The sequence below is a fragment of the Streptomyces spororaveus genome, assembly GCF_016755875.1.
Classification (GTDB): Bacteria; Actinomycetota; Actinomycetes; order Streptomycetales; family Streptomycetaceae; genus Streptomyces; species Streptomyces spororaveus.
This window is the reverse complement of the sequence record NZ_BNED01000005.1, coordinates 1,849,214-1,870,276: the sequence shown is the minus strand read 5'-3', so window position 1 is coordinate 1,870,276 and position 21,063 is coordinate 1,849,214. Positions and strand designations below refer to the sequence as shown.

Genomic DNA, 21,063 nt, shown 5'->3' with positions numbered 1-21,063 from the left:
GCCGGCGCTTGGGCGCGACAGGACAGGTGTCAGCACCGGCGCCATCCGGAAACTCAGGTCCCCCGTGAGAGGGGGAGTGCTCAGATCTGAGCGCCGGAGAGGCGCTCGACGGCACGGAGCAGGGCCGAGTGGTCCAGGCCGCCGTCACCCTGGGCGCGCAGCGAGGCGACCAGCTGGGCGACGACCGCGCCGACCGGGAGGGCGGCACCGACGTTGCGGGCGGCGTCGGTGACGATGCCCATGTCCTTGTGGTGCAGGTCGATCCGGAAACCGGGCTTGAAGTCGCGGTTCAGGAAGTTGTCCTTCTTGCGGGTCAGCACGGTGGAGCCGGCCAGACCGCCGTTGAGGACGTCCAGGGCGGCCTGGAGGTTCACGCCGGACTTCTCCAGGAAGACGACGGCCTCGGCGCACGCCTGGATGTTCACCGCGACGATGAGCTGGTTCGCGGCCTTCACCGTCTGGCCGGAGCCGTGCGGACCGCACAGGACGATGACCTTGCCGAGGGCTTCGAGGACCGGCAGGGCCTCGTCGAAGTCCGCCTGCTCGCCACCCACCATGATCGACAGGACGGCCTCGATGGCGCCGGCCTCGCCGCCGGACACCGGGGCGTCGATGACGCGGATGCCCTTGGCGGCGGCGTTCTTCGCGAGGTCGATCGAGGTCTGCGGGGTGATCGACGACATGTCGATGATCAGCGCGCCCGACTTCGCGTTCTCCAGGATGCCGTTCTCGCCGTAGGCGATGGCCTCGACCTGCGGGGAGGCGGGCACCATCGTGACGATGACGTCGGCGTCCGCCACGGCCTCGGCGATCGAGCCGGCCGCGGTGCCGCCGGCGGCCGCCAGGCGGTCCAGCTTGTCCTGCTCCAGGGTGAAGCCGGTGACCGGGTAGCCGGCCTTCAGGAGGTTCTCGGCCATGGGGGAGCCCATGATTCCGAGACCGATCCAGGCAATCTTGGGGAGGTTGCTCATGATGAGGGTCCTTCTCTTAATGCTTTGTACGAAAAGTTCGTGAAGTGCCTGGCTGATCGCCCGGACTTGGTCCGACTACTTCGCGGCGCGGGCCTCGGCCGGCAGCCATGCGAAGGAGGCGGCAGCGTCGGCGGCCTTGTACTCCAGGCCTACGTAGCCCTCGTATCCGGCCTTCTTCAGCTGGTCGAGCAGCTCCTCCAGGGGCAGCTCGCCGGTGCCGGGGGCACCGCGTCCGGGCTTGTCCGCGATCTGGACGTGCCCGGTCTTGGCGGCGTACTTTTCGATGACCTCGGAGAGGTCCTCATCGTTCATCGCCAGGTGGTACAGGTCGAGCAGGAACTTGGCGTTGCCGAGGCCGGTGGCCTCGTTCACCTTGTCCACGACCTCGATGCCGGCCGGTGCGCTCACCAGGGGGTAGAGCGGCGACTCGGGCTTGTTGAGGGTCTCGATCAGGAGGATCGCGCCGACGCGGTCCGCGGCCCGGGCCGCCGTGACCAGGTTCTTCAGGGCGAGCTCGTCCTGAACGGCCGGCTCCACGCCTTCGACGCGGTTGCCGTAGAGGGCGTTCAGCGCCTTGCAGCCGACCGAGGCCGCGAAGTCCGCGGCCACGTTGATGTTGGCGTTGAAGCGCTCCGACTCCGCACCGGGCACCGAGACCGCGCCGCGGTCCGGGCCCGGCAGCTGGCCGGCGTAGAAGTTCAGTCCCACCAGCTGGGTGCCGGCGTCCTCAAGAGCCTTCTTGAGGGCGTCGAGCTCCTCCTGTGCGGGGGTGGGGGTCTCGATCCAGGGCCACCACAGCTCGACCGCCGTGAAGCCCGCCGCGGCGGCAGCCGCGGGGCGCTCCAGGAGCGGGAGTTCCGTGAAGAGGATCGACAGGTTCACATCGAAGCGCTGGTCCGTGTATCCCATGAGGGGTGTGCGCTCCTTCCGTATTGCGGAAGTTATTTTCTGCTTGATGGAAGACTGCATGGGGTTCCGCGTGGATGTCAAGTGCGGACTCCCGAAAACTCCTCCCCGCCCGTCACCCGGCCGCCACCCCTCGCGGGGGCGCTGTCGCGCCGCCCCTTCGGGCCCGGGTAGCTTGACGGCGTGCGATTGAGAGTGGAGTTCACGACCGAGCCCTTCGATCTGGAAGAGGCTCCTGCCCATGCCGTGGCGGCCCGCGAGGTCATCCAGAAGGCCCAGCTGGACGCGGTGGACGTCGGGCCGTTCGGCAACACCGCCGAGGGTGAGGCCGACCGCGTGCTGGCCGCGGTGGAGTCGCTGCTGCGCGACTCCCTGGAGGCCGGCGCCACGCGTGTCTCGCTCCAGGTCAATGTGATCGGGGAGGAGGTGTCATGACCGAGCCCCGCGACCACCCCTTCGTCGCCGCGGTCAAGCCGCTGGTGGACGCCATGGGCGGCGAGCTGATGGACCCGGCCCTGGCCCAGCCCGACGACGTCGTGCTCGCCTGGGAGGGCCAGGACCTGCTGGCCGTGCGCCTGCCGCAGCTCTCGGACTCGCTGGACCACATCCTGGCGGCCCTGGAGCGCCGGTACGGCGTACCGCTGGCCCAGCTCGACCGGAAGTCCAAGCAGGACGTCGTGCGGATACTGGAGGCGCGGGGCGCCTTCTCCGTGCGGCACGGCGTGGAAACGGTCGCGGGCGCCCTGGGCGTCAGCCGCTTCACCGTCTACAACTACCTGAACCGGGATTCGAACGCTCCGAAGGGGGCCGGCAAGGGCAGCCAGGAGTGAGCGTCAGCTGACTCACGGTGACGAGCCGCCGCCCAATTCACCCGGGCGGCGGCTTTTGTGTACGGGAAGTTTCAACAAAGTGTTGACGCCGTGTTGTCGAGGGCGTTAGCTATGCGCAGCCCGTCAAAGCAACAACAGGCCACGGAGGCCTACCGTGACTTCGAGTCCGACCCCGGGTCTCACCCGGTTCAACGCCTTGGACGACAGCGCGGCCACGGCCGAGCTGCACGAGGTGTGCGCCAGTTCGGCGTGGGGGAGCAAGATGCTCGCCCAGCGCCCCTTCGCCACCGCAGAGTCCCTTTTCGCCGCGAACGAAGCCGCCATGGCGGAGCTCACCGCGGACGACCTGGGCGAAGCGATGGGAGGCCACGCGCCGATCGGCCGGCCGAAGCCGGGAGACCCGACCTCCGCCCGCGAGCAGCGTGGCATGGCCGGCGCCTCGGAGGAGCTCAAGAACGAGCTCCTCGAACTGAACCTGGCCTACCAGGACAAGTTCGGCCACGTCTTCCTCATCTGCGCCACCGGTGCGACCGGTGAGTTCATGCGTGACGCGGTCAAGGTCCGGATCGACAACTCGCCGGAGCAGGAGCGGGAGACCGCCCGCGGCGAGCTCGTCAAGATCAACAAGATCCGCCTCACCCGCCTCGTCGAACTCGCAGAAGGAGCGTGACCATGAGCACCGAGACCACAGCGTCGGTGTCCACGCACATCCTGGACACCAGCATCGGCAAGCCCGCCGAGGGCGTCGCCATCTCCCTGTCGGCCCGCACGGGCCTCGGTGGAGCGTGGGCGGCCCTGGGCGGCTCCGCCACCGATGCGGACGGGCGCTGCAAGGACCTGCCCGCCCTGCCGGAGGGCACCACACACGTGCGTCTCGACTTCGAGACCGAGACGTACTTCTCCAAGAAGCAAGCCGCCGAGGCACAGCAGGACGCCCCCCGCGTAAGGGACAGCGGTCCGTTCTTCCCCGAGGTCACCATCACCTTCGCGGTGAACCCGGGCGAGCACTACCACGTACCGCTGCTGCTCAACCCGTTCGGCTACTCCGTTTACCGAGGGAGCTAGCATGGCCACCATTCTGGGCCAGAACCAGTACGGCAAAGCAGAGAACCGCGTAGTCAAGATCACGCGGGACGGCGACACCCACCACATCAAGGACCTGAACGTCTCGGTCGCCCTCTCCGGCGACATGGACGACGTCCACTACAACGGCTCGAACGCCAACTGCCTCCCGACGGACACCACCAAGAACACGGTGTACGCGTTCGCCAAGGAGTACGGCATCGAGTCCGCCGAGCAGTTCGGCATCCACCTGGCGCGCTGGTTCGTCACCAGCCAGGAGCCGATCAAGCGCGCGCGCATCCGGATCGAGGAGTACGCCTGGGACCGGATCGCCACCTCGGAGGCCAACTCCAAGTTCATCGGCTCCGACGAGGTGAACCACTCCTTCGTCCGCCAGGGCATGGAGACCCGCGTCACCCAGATCACGTACGACGGCACGAACTGGGAGGTCGTCTCCGGCCTCAAGGACCTCGTCGTCATGAACTCCACGAACTCCGAGTTCTGGGGTTACGTGAAGGACAAGTACACGACGCTGAAGGAGGCCTACGACCGCATCCTGGCCACCCAGGTGTCGGCCCGCTGGCGCTTCAACTGGTCGGACGACGAGCAGCGGATGCCCAACTGGGAGAAGTCCTACGCCGAGGTCCGCAAGCACATGCTGCAGGCCTTCGCTGAGACCTACTCCCTGTCGCTGCAGCAGACCCTGTACCAGATGGGTTCGCGCATCATCAACCACCGTTCGGAGATCGACGAGGTTCGCTTCTCGCTCCCGAACAAGCACCACTTCCTCGTCGACCTGGAGCCCTTCGGCCTCAAGAACGACAACGAGGTGTACTTCGCCGCGGACCGTCCGTACGGTCTGATCGAGGCGACGGTTCTCCGGGACGGCGTCGACGCTCGCATCCCCGTGGACATGACCAACCTCTGACGCGGTCCGCGCGTCCCGGGGCCCCGCAGTGGCCCCGGGGTCGCGCGACACGTCCCAGCCTCCCGAATCGGCACCCGGACGTATCACACGGGGCGGCAGTACTGTCAGCTGTCAAGGCCCCCGGCTCCGGCACTCAAATCTCCTGGGCCTTGCCGTGCCCGCATCGCCACTGAAAGCACGAGGAAGTTCCATGGCAGCATCGGCAGCCCCTGACAGCGCGGTCGAGCGCATCGTCATCGAGAATTGTGCGATCGCGACGGTCGACGCCAACGACACCGAGTACGCCTCGGGCCACGTGGTCGTCGCCGGCAACAGGATCGAGTTCATCGGTGCGGGCAAGGCCCCCGAGAACCTCGACAACGTCGTTCGCCGTATCGACGGCACCGGGCACCTCGTGACCCCCGGTCTGGTCAACACCCACCACCACTTCTACCAGTGGATCACGCGTGGTCTGGCCACCGACCACAACCTCTTCAACTGGCTGGTCGCGCTGTACCCGACGTGGGCGCGCATCGACGAGCAGATGACGTACACGGCCGCGCAGGGCTCCCTCGCCGCGATGGCCAAGGGCGGTGTCACCACCGCGATGGACCACCACTACGTCTTCCCCAAGGGCTCCGGCGACCTGTCCGGCTCGATCATCCGCGCCGCGTCCGAGATGGGCGTCCGCTTCACCCTCGCCCGCGGCTCGATGGACCGCAGCGAGAAGGACGGCGGCCTGCCGCCGGACCACGCCGTCGAGACCCTCGAAGGCGCGCTCGCCGACACCGAGGCGACCGTAAAGAAGTTCCACGACGCCTCCTTCGACTCGATGACCCAGGTCGCCGTCGCCCCCTGCTCCCCCTTCTCGGTCTCCACCGAGCTGCTGAGGCAGGGCGCCGAGCTGGCCCGCCGCCTGGGTGTGCGCATGCACACGCACGGCTCCGAGACCGTCGAGGAAGAGCAGTTCTGCAAGGAACTGTTCGGCATGGGCCCGACCGACTACTTCGAGTCGACCGGCTGGCTCGGCGAGGACGTGTGGATGGCGCACAGCGTCCACATGAACGACTCCGACATCGCCGCGTTCGCCCGCACCAAGACCGGTGTCGCGCACTGCCCGTCCTCCAACGCCCGTCTGGCCGCCGGTATCGCCCGCGTCCCGGACATGCTCGCCGCCGGCGTCCCGGTCGGCCTCGGCGTGGACGGCACCGCCTCCAACGAGTCCGGTGAGCTGCACACCGAGCTGCGCAACGCGCTGCTGATCAACCGGCTGAACCCGGTCCACCGCGAGCGCGCCCTGAACGCGCGCCAGGCCCTGCGCCTCGGTACGTACGGTGGTGCCCAGGTCCTCGGCCGTGCCGACAACATCGGTTCGCTGGAGGTCGGCAAGTGCGCCGACCTGGTCCTGTGGAACCTGAACACCTTCCTGCACTCCTCGATCGCCGATCCGGTCACCGCCCTGGTCTTCGGTGCGGCGGCCCCGGTCACCGCGTCGTTCGTGGGCGGCAAGCAGATCGTCGAGAACAACCGTCTCCTCTTCGCCGACGAGGACGCCATCGCGGTGTCCACCCGGGAAGAGGCCCAGCGCCTCGCGCGGATCTCCGCGCAGGCCTGACCCACGGAGTCCGGCCGGGGGGGACGGCCCCCGGCCGGCAGCCGCGGACCCGAGCGGGGTCCGTGGGCAGCCGTTCCCGGGTAGCGCCTGAGGTGATCCGAAGGCGCCCCGGGATCGGTGACTCATGCGACCAGCCGGTCGGCGCGCGTATCGCGCCCTTGCCGCGGCACCTCCAGCTCACGATCCGGTCCGGCTCCCGCCGGGGGTCCTGAGCCGCACCAACCGCACCACAGCGCGGAACCGATCATCGGGCGAATCGTTTCCGCACCCCTTGGGACAAGTATTCGCACCACCCACAACCGCATACAGGCTCGACTCGCACCGCTTTCGCACCACCTCCAAGACACCACGTCCCTGCCGGCGTGTTCAACCGAACGGAGGAAGCCGTGGCCCAGGCGCCCAGGTTTCGCAAAGATGCAGTCGCAGTACCGGAGGAGAAGCATCCGGTCGATGAGACCCTGCCTCCGCTGAAAATGTTCACGAGCGGTCTCCAGCACGTGGCCGCCATGTACGCCGGTGTCGTCGCCCCGCCCATGATCGTCGGCCCCGCCGTCGGGCTCTCGGCCACCGAGACCGCCTTCCTGATGGGCGCCTCGCTCTTCACCGCAGGGCTCGCCACCCTCCTCCAGACCCTCGGTTTCTGGAAGATCGGCGCCAAACTCCCCTTCGTCAACGGCGTTTCCTTCGCCGGTGTCACCCCGATGATCGCGATAGGCAAGGGGGAGGGGGAGAACGCCATCCCCGTCATCTTCGGCGCGATCATCGTCGCCGGGATCGTCGGCTTCCTCGCCGCCCCCTACTTCGGCAAACTCGTCCGCTTCTTCCCGCCGGTCGTGACGGGTACGGTCATCACCCTCATCGGCGTCTCGCTCCTGCCCGTCGCCTTCAACTGGTCCCAGGGCGGGAACCGGACCGCCACCGACTACGGCTCCATGCGGAACATCGGCATGGCCGCCGTCACCCTGGTGATCGTCCTGCTGATGCGCAAGTTCCTGCGCGGCTTCCTCCAGCAGATATCCATCCTGCTCGGCCTGGTCGCCGGCACCCTCATCGCCCTCCCGCTCGGCATGACCAGCTTCGACGCCGTCAAGAACGCGTCGCTCGTGGGCTTCCCGACCCCCTTCCACTTCGGCGCCCCGCAGTTCCAGGTCGCCGCCGTCCTCTCGATGTGCATCGTCATGCTGGTCTGCATGACCGAGTCCACCGCCGACATCCTGGCGCTCGGCAAGATCGTCGGCCGTCCGGCGGACGCGAGGACCATCGAGGGCGGTCTGCGCGCCGACACCCTCGGCAGCGCGCTCAGCCCGCTGTTCAACGGGTTCATGTGCAGCGCCTTCGCCCAGAACATCGGGCTGGTCGCCATGACCAAGGTGCGCAGCCGCTTCGTCGTCGCCGCGGGCGGCGGGATCCTGATCCTGCTGGGCCTGTGCCCGATGGCCGCCTCCGTCATCGGCGTGGTCCCGCTGCCGGTCCTCGGCGGCGCCGGCATCGTCCTCTTCGGCTCGGTCGCGGCCAGCGGCATCCAGACCCTGGCGGGAGCGGCCATGGAGAAGGGCGAGAACGCCCTGATCGTCGCCGCCTCCGTGGGCATCGGCCTGATCCCCATCGCCGCGCCGGAGTTCTACCACGCCTTCCCCAAGGACCTGCTGGTCGTCCTCGACTCCGGCATCAGCACCGGCTGCGTCGTGGCCATCCTGCTGAACCTGGCCTTCAACCATCTCGGCGCCAGGAAGGCCGCGGCCTCGGGGGCCGCGGCGGACCCGGTACCGGTGCACTGACGCACGCCCTGCACGCCACGGCGGCGCGTACGCCACCCACTGCGGGTGTGGCGTACGCGCTGCCGCGTCCGTGTCGTGCCTAGCTCGGCAGGCCGAGTGGAGGACCGGGGAACTCACGCACCTCCTGCGGCGGGACGGACGAGCGGGGACCGGTCGGCGGCCCGGGCGGGCACCGGGGGAGTCCACAGCATCAAGTTGCTCATCAGCTCGGCCTGTTCGATCGCGTCGTCCAGGGCGTGGTGCGTGTGGCGGCGCCGGGAGAGCAGTTCGCGGGGCATCCGGCCCTTGACCGCGGCGCGCAGCGGCACCCGCGCCTTCGTCGCGTAGAGGGTCTTCATGTCCAGGCAGCCGGAGTGGCCGAAGGGGCTGTCCCCGCCGAACCGGATCAGGTACCAGTACAGGAAGGTCCAGTCGAAGGAGGCCGGGTAGCCGCACATCACCGGCTGCGCGCCCGCGGACACCTCCCGCACCCAGGCGCGGAACTCGGCCATGGCCTCCGCCGGATCGGCGCCCTCCCGCACCAGCCGGTCGCGGTCCAGGCCGCTCACGGCCAGCGCCTCGGGTACGAACTCCTCGCTGATCGGCCGCAGTTCCCGGTAGAAGGTGAGCTGCTCGGGGTCGGCGGCCGTATACGAGGCGCCGTCCTGGCGGCCCGCGACCGAGGCCCCGAAGCTGATCATCGAATACGGTCCGGGAATGGGTCCGTCGGCCTCGATGTCGACGGAGATGTAGAGACTGGGACGTGTGCCACGGGCTGCCATGCGCCCGAGCATGCCAGCCGGGCACCCGCCGAGCACCCGGTTTTCCGGGCGCCGGAGTGCGGAATCGCCGTCCGGCCGTCCCGGAGGGACCATGGGAAGCGGGGTGCCTCGGAGCGAAGGAACAGCCATGTTCGAAAACAGCAGGGCATTCAGCGGATTCGCGGTCGACGACCTGGCCAGGGCCAAGGAGTTCTACGGCACGACCCTCGGCCTGAGCGTCTCCGAGGACGCGGAGATGGGCCTGCTCCGCCTCGACCTCGCGGGAGACAGCACGGTCATGGTCTACCCGAAGGAGGACTACCGGCCCGCGACCTACACGATCTTGAACTTCCCCGTGGACGACGTCGAACGGGTCGTGGACGAGCTCACCGCGCGCGGTGTCGCGTTCGAGCGCTACGAGGGCTTCGAGGCGGACGCCAAGGGCATCGTGCACGGCGAGGGCGGCATGCCCACCATCGCCTGGTTCAAGGACCCGGCGGGCAACATCCTGTCGGTCCTGACGGCCCCCGGCCCGTGATCCGGGCGATCCGCGCCCCCGCGCGTCCCGCCGGGAGCGTCACTGGGGGGACGCCCCATGCGGCGCCCGCGCGTCGGCGTGCTCGCGCACCGCGATCCGGGCCAGTTTCGTGAGCATCATGCCGTTGCGGATGGCGACGATGTAGTCGACGGGGAGCCCGTGCATCCGGGTGCCGGGTCCCCGCAGGGGGTGCCAGTCGAGGGTGAAGAGGGTGCTCCCGCCCCAGGGGGCCAGGCGCATCGCGATCCGTGCCGCGCCGAACGGTTCCGCCCTCGCCTCCAGTTCCAGGCGGCGCTCCGGTTCGCAGCGGCGGACGACACACGTGTCGTCGAGGGTGAAGGGGCCGGAGCCGACCCGGACCTTCAGCCGGGCCCCCACCTGCGGCCAGTGCGGATCCGCGGCGAGCACCTGCTGGGTGCCCGTGACCCACTCGCCGTAGCGGTGCCCGTCGGCCAGCAGCCGCCAGACCTCGGACGGCGTGCTCAGGATCAGGCGGCGGTTGCGGGCCACGCCGATCACGCTCCTTCGGGACGCGGCGCGCCGCGTCGGCCCGCGGTCCGTCGCCCTGTCCCTCGCTCCCAGACTCGCGCCGAAGGCCCGTTCGCGCAGTCCCACTGACCCGAACGGGCGCCGGGTGGGCTTCACCGGGCGCCGCCTCGCCCGGTGAATCCCGTACAAGGGGCCTCCGGGACCGCCTAGGAGGCCGGGGTGAGGAACATGCCCGTCTGGTCCGCGCCCGCCGTGTTCTTGCAGCCGAAGCCGGAGCTCGCGGGCTGGGCGACCACCAGGGCCAGACAGCGCCCCGCGGCCAGCTGGCCGAAGTAGTTCGGGTGCATGGACTCCTGGATCAGCCCCTGCGTCTCGTTGTTGTCGATCCAGCGCGCCCACTCGCTCGTCTTCGCCGAGGCCGGCACCGTGGACGTCACCTGCTTGCTCGCCTTCGCGCACACCTCACGGCCCTGCATCATGTCCCGCAGGTCGAGGAACTGCACGCCCTTGGCCGCCGCGACGCCCTTGATCCGGTTCGCGATCTGCGGCACGAGCGAGTCCCGCGCCCAGTCGGAGTCCCGGTTCCAGAAGGGGCAGCCACCGGAGTTGAGCCGGCTCCAGTCGCTCTGCGTGTACCGGTTCTCCGCGCCGCGCGGGATCGGCGACGGGTAGGACTGCAGCACGATCCGGTACGAGGAGTCGGTGTACCCGGCCGCGCGCATCACGGCCCGGATCTCGTCCACGGACTTGCCGACCTTGCCCATGACCGCGTCGATCTTCTGGTCGACGCCGGCCTGCTGGTCGTCATAGCAGTACGAGTTCCAGAGGACGAAGTCGAGCGCGCAGTCCGTGATGATGTCGGCGAAGCCGAGGTCGTTGCCGCCGATGGACAGCGCGATGACCTTGACGTCGTGGCTCGCGGCCACCGCGGCGAGCTGATCGGCCTGCGGGGCCTCGCCCCTGTAGGAGACGCCGCCGTTGGAGGCGCGGAACACGTTGTCCGAAACCGCCCCGGAACAGGCGAGGTTCACGGCGACGTCGGCGATCGCCCCGGCGCTGCGCACCTCGGCGGAGTCGGAGCGGTGGCAGCCGCCGGCGGTGGTCCCGTAGACCCTGGCGGGGTCGTAGGTGCTGCCGCTGACCCAGCCCCGGTCGGTCCCGTTGCGGCTGCCGCTGTTGGTCAGGCTGTTGCCCTTCCAGCGTCCGGCCTCGCCGGAGATGTAGCTGTCGCCCATGGACACCACCGCGGTGGGTCCGGTCCCCGGACTGGCGGCGGAGGTGCCTGCTCCGCCGGCCAGCAGCGCGCTGACGGCGAGCGGCACGACCATTCCGGCTCCGGCCAGCCGTCGCACCCGACTGCGGTCCCGGTCCTTGCTGACGTTGCGGAATCCGATCACTGCGGAACTCCTGCGTTCGGCCACGCCGAAGTCGCGACGACTGCGTCGCGTGGCTGGGAAGTGGGGGTACCGCCGGCCGGTGGCATCGGAAAGGTGACACGGGCCCACTTGTTACCGCTAGGTACAGTCACGTTACGAACGAGTAACGACCGACCGGTCGTTCGGGAGTCCGCTCCTCCTGTTGTGGTACGCAAACGGCTCCGCCCCCGCGCCGTGAGGCGGCGGGGGCGGAGCCGGCAGGCTTCGGCCGCTGTGCGTTTCAGCCGAATCCGGGTATCAGCCGACCAGCTGGTCGTAGGCGGGAAGGGTCAGGAAGTCCGCGTAGTCCGCGTCCAGGGAGACCTGGAGGAGGAGGTCGTGGGCCTGCTTCCACTTGCCGGACGTGAAGGCCTCCTCGCCGACCTCGGCGCGGATGGCGGCCAGTTCCTCGGTGGCGATCTTGCGGGTCAGTTCGGCGGTGGCCGTCTCGCCGTTCTCGAACACGACGCCCGCGTTGATCCACTGCCAGATCTGCGAGCGCGAGATCTCGGCGGTGGCCGCGTCCTCCATCAGGCCGAAGATGCCGACGGCGCCGAGGCCGCGCAGCCACGCCTCGATGTAGCGGATGCCGACCTGGACCGCGTTGCGCAGGCCCTCGTACGTCGGCCGGGCGTCCAGGGAGTCGATCGCGATGAGCTCGCCCGGAGCCACCGAGACGTCCTCGCGCAGCCGGTCCTTCTGGTTGGGCTTCTCGCCGAGCACCGCGTCGAAGGAGGCCATCGCGATCGGGACCAGGTCGGGGTGGGCGACCCAGGAGCCGTCGAAGCCGTCGCCCGCCTCGCGGTCCTTGTCGGCCTTGACCTTCTCGAAGGCGACCTTGTTGACCTCGGCGTCCTTGCGGGACGGGATGAAGGCGGCCATGCCGCCGATGGCGTGCGCGCCGCGCTTGTGGCAGGTGCGGACCAGCAGTTCGGTGTACGCCCGCATGAACGGGGCGGTCATCGTCACCGCGTTGCGGTCCGGCAGGACGAACTTCTCGCCGCCGTCACGGAAGTTCTTGACGATGGAGAAGAGGTAGTCCCAGCGGCCCGCGTTCAGGCCGGCCGCGTGGTCGCGCAGCTCGTAGAGGATCTCCTCCATCTCGTACGCGGCGGTGATCGTCTCGATGAGGACGGTGGCGCGGACGGTGCCCTGGGGGATGCCGACGTAGTCCTGGGCGAAGACGAAGATCTCGTTCCAGAGGCGCGCCTCCAGGTGCGACTCCGTCTTCGGCAGGTAGAAGTACGGGCCCTTGCCGAGGTCGATCAGGCGCTTGGCGTTGTGGAAGAAGTACAGGCCGAAGTCCACGAGCGAGCCGGAGGCGGGGCCGCCCTCGAAGCGCAGGTGACGCTCCTCCAGGTGCCAGCCGCGCGGCCGCATGACGACGGTCGCGAGCTGGTCGGCGGGCTTCAGCGCGTACGCCTTGCCCGTGCGGGGGTCGGTGAAGTCGATGCGGCGCTCGTAGGCGTCGATGAGGTTGAGCTGGCCGAGGACGACGTTCTCCCAGGTGGGAGCGGAGGCGTCCTCGAAGTCGGCGAGCCAGACCTTGGCGCCCGAGTTCAGGGCGTTGATGGTCATCTTGCGGTCCGTCGGACCGGTGATCTCCACACGACGGTCGTTCAGCGCGGCCGGGGCCGGCGCCACCTTCCAGTCGCCCTCGCGGACCTGTGCGGTGTCCGGGAGGAAGTCGAGGGTGGAGGTCCGGGCGATCTCGGCACGGCGCTCGGCGCGGCGGGCGAGGAGCTCGGCGCGGCGGGGGGCGAACCGCCGGTGGAGCTCGGCCACGAAGGCGAGGGCCGCTTCGGTGAGGACTTCGTCCTGCCGGGGCAGGGGCTCGGCGTCGACGATGGCCAGCGGGGACGGCGCTGGTGCGGACATATCTGTCACTCCTTCAGCGGCGGTGCCTGGCGGCCGCGGGGGAATGCTCGCGCAGGACGGCACGCAGTGCCGCCGGGTGTGGAGAGTTCCGGAATACGGTCGCGGGCGCCGTCTGTGGTTCAGGGCGCTTCTGACCAGTGGATAGTAATTTCCTCATAGTGGAAGTTCAATGGTTTGTTGATGTCGAGATTCTCTGAGTCGACAGATTCCGCTTACCGGTGGCCCTGAGTGCCATTGCCGTCACGCGGTGCTCAGAGGAGTCGTTCCAGGTCGGGCGGCGTGTCGATGTCGAAGGCCTCCGCGATGTCCGAGCACTCCACCAGCATGAGCTCTTCGGCATGTCGCGCAAGATGCACCCGCGCGCCCTTGTCGCCCGTCGCCGTCGCCGCGATGTCCGCCCAGCGGTCCGCCCCGAACAGCACCGGGTGGCCGCGCTCCCCGCCGTACGCCGCCGCCACCAGGCTCGCGGGCGAGCGGTACGCCGCCCGTACCCGGGCCACGGCCGCCGGACCGATGCCCGGCTGGTCCACCAGCGAGACCAGGGCCGCGCCGGCGCCCGTACCGGCGAGGGAGGCGAGGCCGACCCGCAGCGAGGAGCCCATGCCCTCCGCCCAGTCCGGGTTGTCCACGACCACGCACCCGGCCAGGTCCGCGCGCTCGCGGACCTCGGCCGCCGAGGCGCCGAGCACCACGTGCACCGGGCCGCAGCCCGCCTCGCGCAGGACCCGTACCGCGTTCTCGACCAGGGGGCGGCCGCGGTAGGGGAGCAGGGCCTTGGGCCGCCCGCCGAGCCGCCGGCCGCCGCCGGCCGCCAGGAGCAGGCCCGCGACCGGCGGAGGATCCGGGATCAGGGGTGGATCGGCGTGCGTGTGGGATGACATGGCACCGATTCTCGCCCCTGCGTGCGATCGGGTGACCGCCCCGCCAGGGTGCGCCGTACGGCGGCCAGCGCGGCCCCGATCCGCAGCGGACGGGCGATCCGGTTCTCGGCGGCGGCCAGCAGGGCGCGTTCGTCACGGTCGGTCAGCATCTCGGCATCTCCTTGCCAATCGAGGGCCAATACAGCGAGTCTGGTCCTCGATTGGCCTGGCCGTCAGAGCCAATCAGGGGAGGTTGGCATGGCAAACGGGCGAGTGGTCCAGACAGCGGACCGAACCATCGGCAGCCGTCAGCTCGCGGCCCTGCTGCCCGCCGACGTCCTGGCCCGCCCCGGCTACCGGGCGCTCGCCGACGCCGTCCGCACGCTGATCCTCGACGGCCGCGTCGCCCTGCACGTCCGGCTGCCCGCCGAACGCGAACTCGCCGAGGCGGTCGGCGCCAGCCGGGCCACCGTCACCGGCGCCTACGACCTGCTGCGCGAAAGCGGCTACGTCCGCAGCCGGCGCGGCTCCGGCACCTGGACCGAGCTCCCCGACGGCCACCGCCCGGTCGGAGCCCACGCCCTCCTCGGCGCAGGCGGCTACAGCGCCGACGGCGAACCCGGCGTCGACCTCGCCATCGCGGCCATGGGCGCACCGGAGGGCAGCCTCGCCGACGCCTTCGCGTGGGCCGCGCCCCGGCTGCCCCGGCTCGCCCGGGACCCCGGCTACCACCCCTTCGGCCTGCCCGAGCTCCGCACGGCCGTCGCCGACCGGTTCACCCGGCGCGGGCTCCCCACGCGCCCCGAGCAGATCCTGGTCACGGCCGGGGCCCAGCAGGCCCTCTCGCTGGTCGTCAGCCTGCTCTGCCGGGCCGGGGACCGGGTCGTGACCGAGAACCCGACCTACGCCAACGCCCTCGACGCCCTGCGCCACGCCCGGCTGCGCACCGGTTCCATCGCCGTCTCCGACGGGGGCTGGGATCTGGAGATAGCCGAGTCCACCCTGCGTCAGACCGTGCCCCGGCTGGCGTACGTGATCCCCGACTTCCACAACCCGACGGGCCGGCTGATGCCGCCGGAGCAGCGGCTGCGGCTGCTCGCGGCGACCCGGGCGACCGGGACCTGGCTCGTCGTCGACGAGACGCTCGCCGACATCGCGCTGGACGTGCCCGCGCCCCCGCCGACGGCCTCCCTCGCCCCGCGCGGCGGCGCGGACCACGTGATCACCATCGGCTCGCTGAGCAAGACGCACTGGGGCGGCCTGCGGGTGGGGTGGATCCGGGCCACCGCGAAAATGATCACGGAACTGACGGCCGTGCGGGTCTCGGCCGACATGACCGGCTCGGTGCTCGACCAGCTGGTCGCACTCCCGCTGCTGGCCGGTATGGAACGGAGCCTTCCCGAGCGGCTGGCGCAGCTGCGGAGCCGGCGCGAGGCCCTGGTGGGGGCGCTCCAGCGGCACACCCCCGAATGGTCCTGGCAGGTCCCGCCGGGCGGCCTCTCGCTCTGGGTCGACCTGGGCGAGCCGGTCAGCTCCGCCCTCGCCGAGCGGGCCGCCGCGGCCGGGGTGCACATCGGCCGCGGCGCACGCTTCGGGGTGGACCCGGGCACCTTCGAACACCGGCTGCGGATCCCGTACACGCTGCCCGAGGACCGCCTGGACGAGGGCGTACGCCGTCTCGCGCAGGCCTTCCACGAGGGCGTGCCGCTGGCCCCGGCGGTGGATCGGCCGTACTGGGTGGCGTAGGACCCGGCGGCTACGGCCGCTCGCGGAAGTACGCGTTCGCGGCCGGGCGGAACATCAGGGCGACGGCGGCGAGCACCGCCCCCACGTGCACGGCCCGGCTCGCGCCGAACACCAGGTCGAGAGCGCCCGCCCGCGACAGCGCGGCCGACAGCGAACCGCCGTCGGCGAGGTACCCGAGCGGCTGCACCACCATCGAGGCCGTACCGAGCACCCCGAGACCGACCGCGAGGATGATCCGGGCCCAGCGAGCACCGTCCCGCATCCTCCCCGCGACGAGCACGGCGACGGTGAAGACGGTAGCCGCACGGTCAGGCCCACGCCGATCTCTCCGGCGGAGGCGGTCCCGTCGGCCGCCATCCGGCCGATCGCGAGCACGGTCTCGAAGGCTCCGGCGGCCACAGCCGTGAGCCAGAGCCCGTAGGCCGCACGGACTTCGGCGGGCGGCGCGGCCGGTCGGGCCAGGACTGCGGTCTGCATCGGAGGCTCGCTCTCGGATCGGGAACTCGGTTCCCCGATGCTCGCGCCGCGGCGCCCCGCTCCGCCCGCCTGCCTACCGGTGTCCCGCTACGGGGGCCAGCCCCACCGGGACGGGGCCTACGGGGTGCGGATCAGGCGGCGGGTGGCGGCCGCCGCGACCGCCGCGGTGCGGGACTCGACGCCGAGCTTGGCGTAGACGTGCACCAGGTGGGACTTGACGGTGGCCTGGCTGAGGAAGAGCTGCTTGGAGATCTGCTGGTTCGACAGGCCGTCCGCGACCAGCTGCAGCACCTCCAGCTCCCGCTTCGTCAGTGCCTCCGCCGGTGTCCGCATCCGGTCCATCAGGCGCAGCGCCACCGCCGGGGCCAGGGCGGACTGGCCCGCCGCGGCCGTCCGTACGGCCGCCGCGAGCTCCTCCGGCGGGGCGTCCTTGAGCAGGTAGCCGGAGGCGCCCGCCTCCACCGCCGCCAGGATGTCCGCGTCCGTGTCGTACGTGGTCAGCACCAGCACCCGGGGTCCGCCCGGGCGGGCTGTGATCAGGGCCGTCGCCTCGGAGCCGTGCATACCGGGACCGGGACCGAACTGGAGGTCCATCAGCACCACGTCCACCGGTTCACGGGCGGCCAGCTCCACCGCCCGCTCGGCGGTCGCAGCCTCGGCCACCACCGCGAAGTCCGGTTCGGTGTCCAGCACCGCACGCAGCCCGGCCCGGACCACCGGGTGGTCGTCGGCGAGCAGGAGACGGATGGTCACAGGGCCTCCACGGCGTCCGGACGGTCCGCGTGTTCCGCGCGGTCCGCGTGCTCCAGGTGCTCCAGGGGCAGCGGCAGGGTGACGGCCACGGCGGTGCCCTGGCCGGGGTCGGACTCCACGGTGAACAGCCCGCCCAGGGTCTCGGCCCGCGAGCGCATCGCGGGCAGCCCGAAGCCCCCGTCGCCGGAGCCCGCCGCGCCGGGTGACACCGACGCGGGGTCGAAGCCGTGCCCGTCGTCGACGACGTCCAGGGTGACCGAGGCGTCCATGAACGTCAGGGTGATCTCGGCGCGCCCGGCCCGCGCGTGCCGCACCACATTGGCCAGCGCCGACTGGGCGATCCGCAGCAGGGCCACCTCGTACGGCGTGGGCAGCACCCGCGGGCTGCCGATCAGCGAGAACCGCACGCGCGGTCCCGGGATCCCCGCGCACAGCCGCTCCAGCGCGGCCGCGAGCGACCCGCGCTCCAGGTCCGGCGGGGTGAGGGCCCGTACGAAGCGGCGCGCCTCGGCGAGGTTCTCCTGGGCCGCCCCGCGCGCCCGGGCGATGTGCTCCAGCGCCGGAGCCTGCGGCGGCAGTGCCCGCTCGGCCGCCCGCAGCAGCAGCTGGATCGAGGACAGCCCCTGGGCGAGGGTGTCGTGGATCTCCCGGGCCAGCCGTTCCCGCTCGGCCAGGATCCCCGCGCCCCGCTCGGCCGCGGCCAGCTCGGCCCGGGTGGTGATCAGCTCCTCGATCAGCTCCCGGCGGCGCTCGCTCTCGCGGTACAGCGCCTGGTAGCCCAGTACGGTCGCCACCGCCACCGCCCCGCCCAGCAGCGGCCCGAGGAAGGCCCCGGGGGTGGCCGCGCCGCTGTGCGCGACGAACCCGCCGATGGCCGCGCAGGCGGTCACCGCGACGGCCGCGACCCCCCAGCGCAGCCGCAGCAGGTGCAGCTCCAGGAAGTACAGCGGGAAGGCGATCCACAGCCCGTCGGAGGAGACCACGAGCAGGCCCGCCCAGACCGCGCCGAGGCCGGCCAGCCACAGCGCCCCGGCGCGCGGCGAGCTGTGCACCGCGGGGGCCCGTACGCCGCCCGCGTAGACGGCGGCGAGCACCGCGCAGGCGGCGATCACCCAGCCGGACCGGGGCGCGGAGTCGGCGACGGCCCGCCCGGCGGCGAGCGCGAGCAGGCCGAGGAGCAGCGCGTGCAGGCACAGCCGCAGCACCTTCGACACGGGCGTCAGGGCACGCGTGGCGGGGGAGGGGGAGGCGGGGGAGACGGGCGGAGCGGGAGCAGTCATGTCCGGACCAGCGTAAGCGGGGGCGGACCGACCCCGGTCAACCGAAAGTTTGATGTCCGGACGCACCCTTCGATACGAGGATCCCTACTGTGGCGCGATGCCTTGTGCCCACGCGGAAGACCAAGGTGGGGGACATGTTCGTCGCATGGAGAGATCTACGGTTCGCCAAGGGCCGATTCGCCCTCATGGGTTCGGTCGTCCTGCTCATCACGCTGCTGGTGGGCCTGCTGTCCGGGCTCACCTCGGGCCTGGCCCGGGAGAACATCTCGGCCATCACCGGCCTGCCCGCCACGCACCTGGCCTTCGCCGCGCCCACGGGGGACCAGAAGGTGTCCTTCACCAGCTCCCAGGTGCCCGAGTCCGCCTGGCTCGCCTGGCGTGAGCAGCCCGGGGTGAAGGGGGCGCAGCCGCTCGGCATCCGCACCACCAACGCCGTCTCGGGCGGGCGTACCGCCGCGGTCTCGGTCTTCGGGGTGGACCCCGCCGGAGGGCTCGCGCCCCGGAACGCCGGCCTCACCCAGGGCCAGGTGGTCCTCACCGAGAAGGCGGCCAGGGAACTGGGCGGCCCGACCGCCGGGGCCAGGCTCAGGATCGGCCCGCTGGAGCTGACCGTGGCCGGCGTGTCCGGAACCGCCTCCTACAGTCACACCCCGGTCGTCTGGATGGACCTCAACGACTGGCAGCGCGTCGGAAACCCCGGTACCTCCATCGACACCCTCGCCACCGTCGTCGCCGTCTCCGGCGGCAGCGGCGTGGACCTCGGGGCGGCGGACAAGGCCGCCGGGACCAAGGCGGGGACCGTGGACGAGGCCCTGGGCGCCATAGGGTCGTACCAGGCCGAGAACGGTTCGCTGCAGCTGATGCGGGGCTTCCTGTTCGTCATCTCCGCCCTGGTGATAGGGGCCTTCTTCACGGTCTGGACGATCCAGCGCAGCGGTGACATCGCCGTTCTGAAGGCACTGGGTGCCTCCACCCCGTACCTCCTGAAGGACGCCCTCGGCCAGGCCGTCGTGATGCTCGCCATCGGTACCGGGCTGGGCACCGCGCTCGCCGCCGGCTTCGGCGTGCTGATCAGCGGCGGTCCCGTGCCCTTCGTCCTCGACCCCGCCACGGTGCTCGTCCCCGCCGCGATCATGATCCTGCTGGGCGCGCTGGGCGCCGCCCTGTCCATCCGGCGGATCACCGCCGTCGACCCGCTGACCGCCCTCGGGAGCGCCCGATGACCCTGCTCGTCCACGACGTCACGCTGACCTACCCCGACGGCGAGAGCCGGCTCACCGCCCTCGACGCGGTCGGCCTGGAGGTGCCCGCCGGCACGCTGACGGCGGTCATCGGCCCCTCCGGCTCCGGCAAGTCCAGCCTGCTCGCGGTCGCCGCCACCCTCGTCACCCCGGACTCCGGGCGGGTCGTCGTCGCGGGTCAGGACACCACGGCGCTCGGGCCCGCCGAGAAGTCGGCCCTGCGCCGGGAGAAGATCGGCATCGTCTTCCAGCAGCCCAACCTGCTGGCCTCGCTGACCGCCGCCGAACAGCTCCAGGTCATGGCGCACCTCTCCGGCCGCCCCGCGCGTGCGCTGCGCCGGCGGGCGCTGGAGCTGCTGGACGCGGTGGGTCTCGCCGACAAGGCCGACAAACGGCCCCACCAGCTCTCCGGGGGCCAGCGGCAGCGGATCAACATCGCCCGCGCCCTGGTGAACGAGCCCGCGGTGCTGCTGGTCGACGAGCCGACCAGCGCGCTCGACCACGAGCGCGGGGCGGCGGTGCTCGACCTGCTGGTCACCCTGACCCGGGAGCGCTCCACGGCCACGGTGCTGGTCACGCACGACCGCGCCCACCTGGAGCGGATGGACCGTACGGCGACGATGACGGACGGCAGCCTGACGCCGTGCCCGGCCCCGGTGCCCTGAGCGGCGTACGGAAAGGCCCCGGCCGCCCCTTGGAGCAAGGGGCGGCCGGGGCCTTTCGCGGACCTGCGCGGCCTTCGCGGACCTACGCGGGGCTCTGGTTGGCCAGGGCCACCGACAGCTCGGCGGCCACGCCCTGCAGGATCGGTACGAAGGACTCGGCCACGGCCTCCGTGACCCGGCCCGCCGGACCGGAGATGGAGATCGCGGCGGCGGTCGGCGAGTTCGGCACCGACACGGCGAGGCAGCGGACCCCTATCTCCTGCTCGTTGTCGTCGACCGCGTAGCCCACCTTGCGGACCTGCTCCAGCGCGTCGAGGAAGCCCTCGGGCGTGGTGATGGTCTTCTCGGTCGCCGCCGGCATCCCGGTGCGGGCCAGCAGGGCCCGTACCTCGTCGGCCGGGGTGTGGGCGAGCAGTGCCTTGCCCACGCCCGTGGAGTGCGGCAGCACGCGGCGGCCGACCTCGGTGAACATGCGCATGGAGTGCTTCGACGGCACCTGGGCGACGTAGACGATCTCGTCACCGTCGAGGAGGGCCATGTTCGCCGTCTCCCCGGTCTCCTCGACCAGACGGGCGAGGTAGGGGCGGGCCCAGGTACCCAGCAGGCGCGACGCGGACTCGCCGAGGCGGATCAGACGGGGGCCGAGGGAGTACCGTCGGTTGGGCTGCTGGCGTACGTAGCCGCAGGCCACCAGGGTGCGCATCAGGCGGTGGATCGTGGGCAGAGGCAGACCGCTGGCGGCGGAGAGCTCGCTGAGGCCGACCTCGCCCCCGGCGTCGGCCATACGTTCGAGCAGGTCGAAGGCGCGCTCAAGGGACTGGACGCCACCGCTGGCGGCGGGGGTCTTCGAGGAAGCGTCGGTGGTGCTGGCGCTGGACGTCGGCACGGCGCGGTCCTTTCGGTGCTGGCAGG

23 protein-coding genes are annotated in these 21,063 nt (G+C 71.2%); 11 read left to right on the top strand and 12 right to left on the bottom strand.

Annotated elements, in window-relative coordinates:
* Window positions 1-80: 80 nt before the first annotated feature.
* Window positions 81-971, bottom strand: a complete 891-nt coding sequence (locus Sspor_RS11220) for a 2-hydroxy-3-oxopropionate reductase (RefSeq protein WP_202198939.1) — start codon at window positions 969-971, stop codon at window positions 81-83.
* 75 nt (window positions 972-1,046) lie between these two features.
* Window positions 1,047-1,880, bottom strand: coding sequence for a TIM barrel protein (locus tag Sspor_RS11215; protein WP_202198938.1), 834 nt, complete (start codon window positions 1,878-1,880; stop codon window positions 1,047-1,049).
* 180 nt (window positions 1,881-2,060) lie between these two features.
* Here Sspor_RS11215 and Sspor_RS11210 point away from each other — a divergent pair, with 180 nt between their 5' ends.
* From Sspor_RS11210 to Sspor_RS11180, 7 genes are all read left to right on the top strand, one after another.
* The gene (locus tag Sspor_RS11210) at window positions 2,061-2,312 is read left to right on the top strand and encodes a thiamine-binding protein (protein ID WP_202198937.1); all 252 of its coding nucleotides are present in this window, start codon (window positions 2,061-2,063) and stop codon (window positions 2,310-2,312) included.
* Entirely contained in the window at window positions 2,309-2,707 is a 399-nt protein-coding gene (locus tag Sspor_RS11205) for a helix-turn-helix domain-containing protein (protein ID WP_202198936.1), read from the top strand. The genes Sspor_RS11210 and Sspor_RS11205 overlap by 4 nt, the downstream gene beginning before the upstream one ends.
* Window positions 2,708-2,861: 154 nt before the next feature.
* Window positions 2,862-3,377, top strand: coding sequence for a 2-oxo-4-hydroxy-4-carboxy-5-ureidoimidazoline decarboxylase (gene uraD / locus Sspor_RS11200; protein ID WP_202198935.1), 516 nt, complete (start codon window positions 2,862-2,864; stop codon window positions 3,375-3,377).
* A 2-nt stretch (window positions 3,378-3,379) separates the two neighbouring features.
* The gene (gene uraH / locus Sspor_RS11195) at window positions 3,380-3,772 is read left to right on the top strand and encodes a hydroxyisourate hydrolase (RefSeq protein WP_202198934.1); all 393 of its coding nucleotides are present in this window, start codon (window positions 3,380-3,382) and stop codon (window positions 3,770-3,772) included.
* Window position 3,773: 1 nt separating this feature from the next.
* Window positions 3,774-4,697 (top strand): factor-independent urate hydroxylase, encoded by a 924-nt coding sequence (pucL, locus tag Sspor_RS11190; RefSeq protein WP_202198933.1) that lies wholly within the window; start codon window positions 3,774-3,776, stop codon window positions 4,695-4,697.
* Between the two features lie 190 nt (window positions 4,698-4,887).
* Entirely contained in the window at window positions 4,888-6,291 is a 1,404-nt protein-coding gene (locus Sspor_RS11185; RefSeq protein WP_202198932.1) for an 8-oxoguanine deaminase, read from the top strand.
* A gap of 386 nt (window positions 6,292-6,677) precedes the next feature.
* Window positions 6,678-8,069, top strand: a complete 1,392-nt coding sequence (locus Sspor_RS11180) for a nucleobase:cation symporter-2 family protein (protein WP_202203599.1) — start codon at window positions 6,678-6,680, stop codon at window positions 8,067-8,069.
* A gap of 113 nt (window positions 8,070-8,182) precedes the next feature.
* Here the strand turns inward: Sspor_RS11180 and Sspor_RS11175 are convergent, their stop codons facing one another.
* Window positions 8,183-8,830, bottom strand: coding sequence for a 3'-5' exonuclease (locus tag Sspor_RS11175; RefSeq protein ID WP_202198931.1), 648 nt, complete (start codon window positions 8,828-8,830; stop codon window positions 8,183-8,185).
* A 127-nt stretch (window positions 8,831-8,957) separates the two neighbouring features.
* Here Sspor_RS11175 and Sspor_RS11170 point away from each other — a divergent pair, with 127 nt between their 5' ends.
* A complete protein-coding gene (locus tag Sspor_RS11170) occupies window positions 8,958-9,347 on the top strand; it encodes a VOC family protein (protein ID WP_202198930.1) in 390 nt (129 codons plus the stop codon).
* A gap of 39 nt (window positions 9,348-9,386) precedes the next feature.
* On the opposite strand, the gene Sspor_RS11165 is transcribed toward Sspor_RS11170, so the two are convergent.
* From Sspor_RS11165 to Sspor_RS11145, 5 genes are all read right to left on the bottom strand, one after another.
* A complete protein-coding gene (locus tag Sspor_RS11165) occupies window positions 9,387-9,857 on the bottom strand; it encodes an SRPBCC family protein (RefSeq protein WP_202198929.1) in 471 nt (156 codons plus the stop codon).
* A gap of 185 nt (window positions 9,858-10,042) precedes the next feature.
* Window positions 10,043-11,233 (bottom strand): GDSL-type esterase/lipase family protein, encoded by a 1,191-nt coding sequence (locus tag Sspor_RS11160; protein ID WP_237403803.1) that lies wholly within the window; start codon window positions 11,231-11,233, stop codon window positions 10,043-10,045.
* A gap of 276 nt (window positions 11,234-11,509) precedes the next feature.
* Window positions 11,510-13,129 carry a malate synthase A gene (aceB, locus tag Sspor_RS11155; protein WP_202198928.1) on the bottom strand — a complete coding sequence of 540 codons (1,620 nt, stop codon included), beginning with the start codon at window positions 13,127-13,129 and terminating at the stop codon, window positions 11,510-11,512.
* A gap of 251 nt (window positions 13,130-13,380) precedes the next feature.
* On the bottom strand, window positions 13,381-14,010 hold the full coding sequence (locus Sspor_RS11150) for a nucleotidyltransferase family protein (protein WP_202198927.1): 630 nt from the start codon (window positions 14,008-14,010) through the stop codon (window positions 13,381-13,383).
* Window positions 13,977-14,159: a hypothetical protein gene (locus tag Sspor_RS11145; RefSeq protein ID WP_202198926.1), complete on the bottom strand. Its 183-nt coding sequence runs from the start codon at window positions 14,157-14,159 to the stop codon at window positions 13,977-13,979. Before Sspor_RS11145 ends, Sspor_RS11150 begins: the two co-directional genes overlap by 34 nt.
* An 88-nt stretch (window positions 14,160-14,247) precedes the next feature.
* Between Sspor_RS11145 and yczR the strand changes: the two genes are divergently transcribed.
* Window positions 14,248-15,735: a MocR-like transcription factor YczR gene (gene yczR, locus Sspor_RS11140; protein WP_202198925.1), complete on the top strand. Its 1,488-nt coding sequence runs from the start codon at window positions 14,248-14,250 to the stop codon at window positions 15,733-15,735.
* Window positions 15,736-15,745: 10 nt separating this feature from the next.
* Here yczR and Sspor_RS11135 read toward each other — a convergent pair whose 3' ends face one another.
* The 3 genes from Sspor_RS11135 to Sspor_RS11125 all read right to left on the bottom strand — a co-directional run bounded on the left by Sspor_RS11135 (window position 15,746) and on the right by Sspor_RS11125 (window position 18,245).
* A complete protein-coding gene (locus tag Sspor_RS11135; RefSeq protein WP_202198924.1) occupies window positions 15,746-15,997 on the bottom strand; it encodes a hypothetical protein in 252 nt (83 codons plus the stop codon).
* Between the two features lie 332 nt (window positions 15,998-16,329).
* Window positions 16,330-16,965 carry a response regulator gene (locus Sspor_RS11130; RefSeq protein ID WP_202198923.1) on the bottom strand — a complete coding sequence of 212 codons (636 nt, stop codon included), beginning with the start codon at window positions 16,963-16,965 and terminating at the stop codon, window positions 16,330-16,332.
* Complete coding sequence (locus Sspor_RS11125) at window positions 16,962-18,245, bottom strand: sensor histidine kinase (RefSeq protein ID WP_202198922.1); 1,284 nt, start codon at window positions 18,243-18,245, stop codon at window positions 16,962-16,964. The genes Sspor_RS11130 and Sspor_RS11125 overlap by 4 nt, the downstream gene beginning before the upstream one ends.
* A gap of 134 nt (window positions 18,246-18,379) precedes the next feature.
* On the opposite strand from Sspor_RS11125, the gene Sspor_RS11120 reads away from it, so the two are divergent.
* On the top strand, window positions 18,380-19,468 hold the full coding sequence (locus Sspor_RS11120; RefSeq protein ID WP_202198921.1) for an ABC transporter permease: 1,089 nt from the start codon (window positions 18,380-18,382) through the stop codon (window positions 19,466-19,468).
* Window positions 19,465-20,151 carry an ABC transporter ATP-binding protein gene (locus Sspor_RS11115; RefSeq protein WP_202198920.1) on the top strand — a complete coding sequence of 229 codons (687 nt, stop codon included), beginning with the start codon at window positions 19,465-19,467 and terminating at the stop codon, window positions 20,149-20,151. The genes Sspor_RS11120 and Sspor_RS11115 overlap by 4 nt, the downstream gene beginning before the upstream one ends.
* A gap of 82 nt (window positions 20,152-20,233) precedes the next feature.
* Here the strand turns inward: Sspor_RS11115 and Sspor_RS11110 are convergent, their stop codons facing one another.
* Window positions 20,234-21,037, bottom strand: a complete 804-nt coding sequence (locus tag Sspor_RS11110) for an IclR family transcriptional regulator (RefSeq protein ID WP_202198919.1) — start codon at window positions 21,035-21,037, stop codon at window positions 20,234-20,236.
* Between the last annotated feature and the right edge of the window lie 26 nt (window positions 21,038-21,063).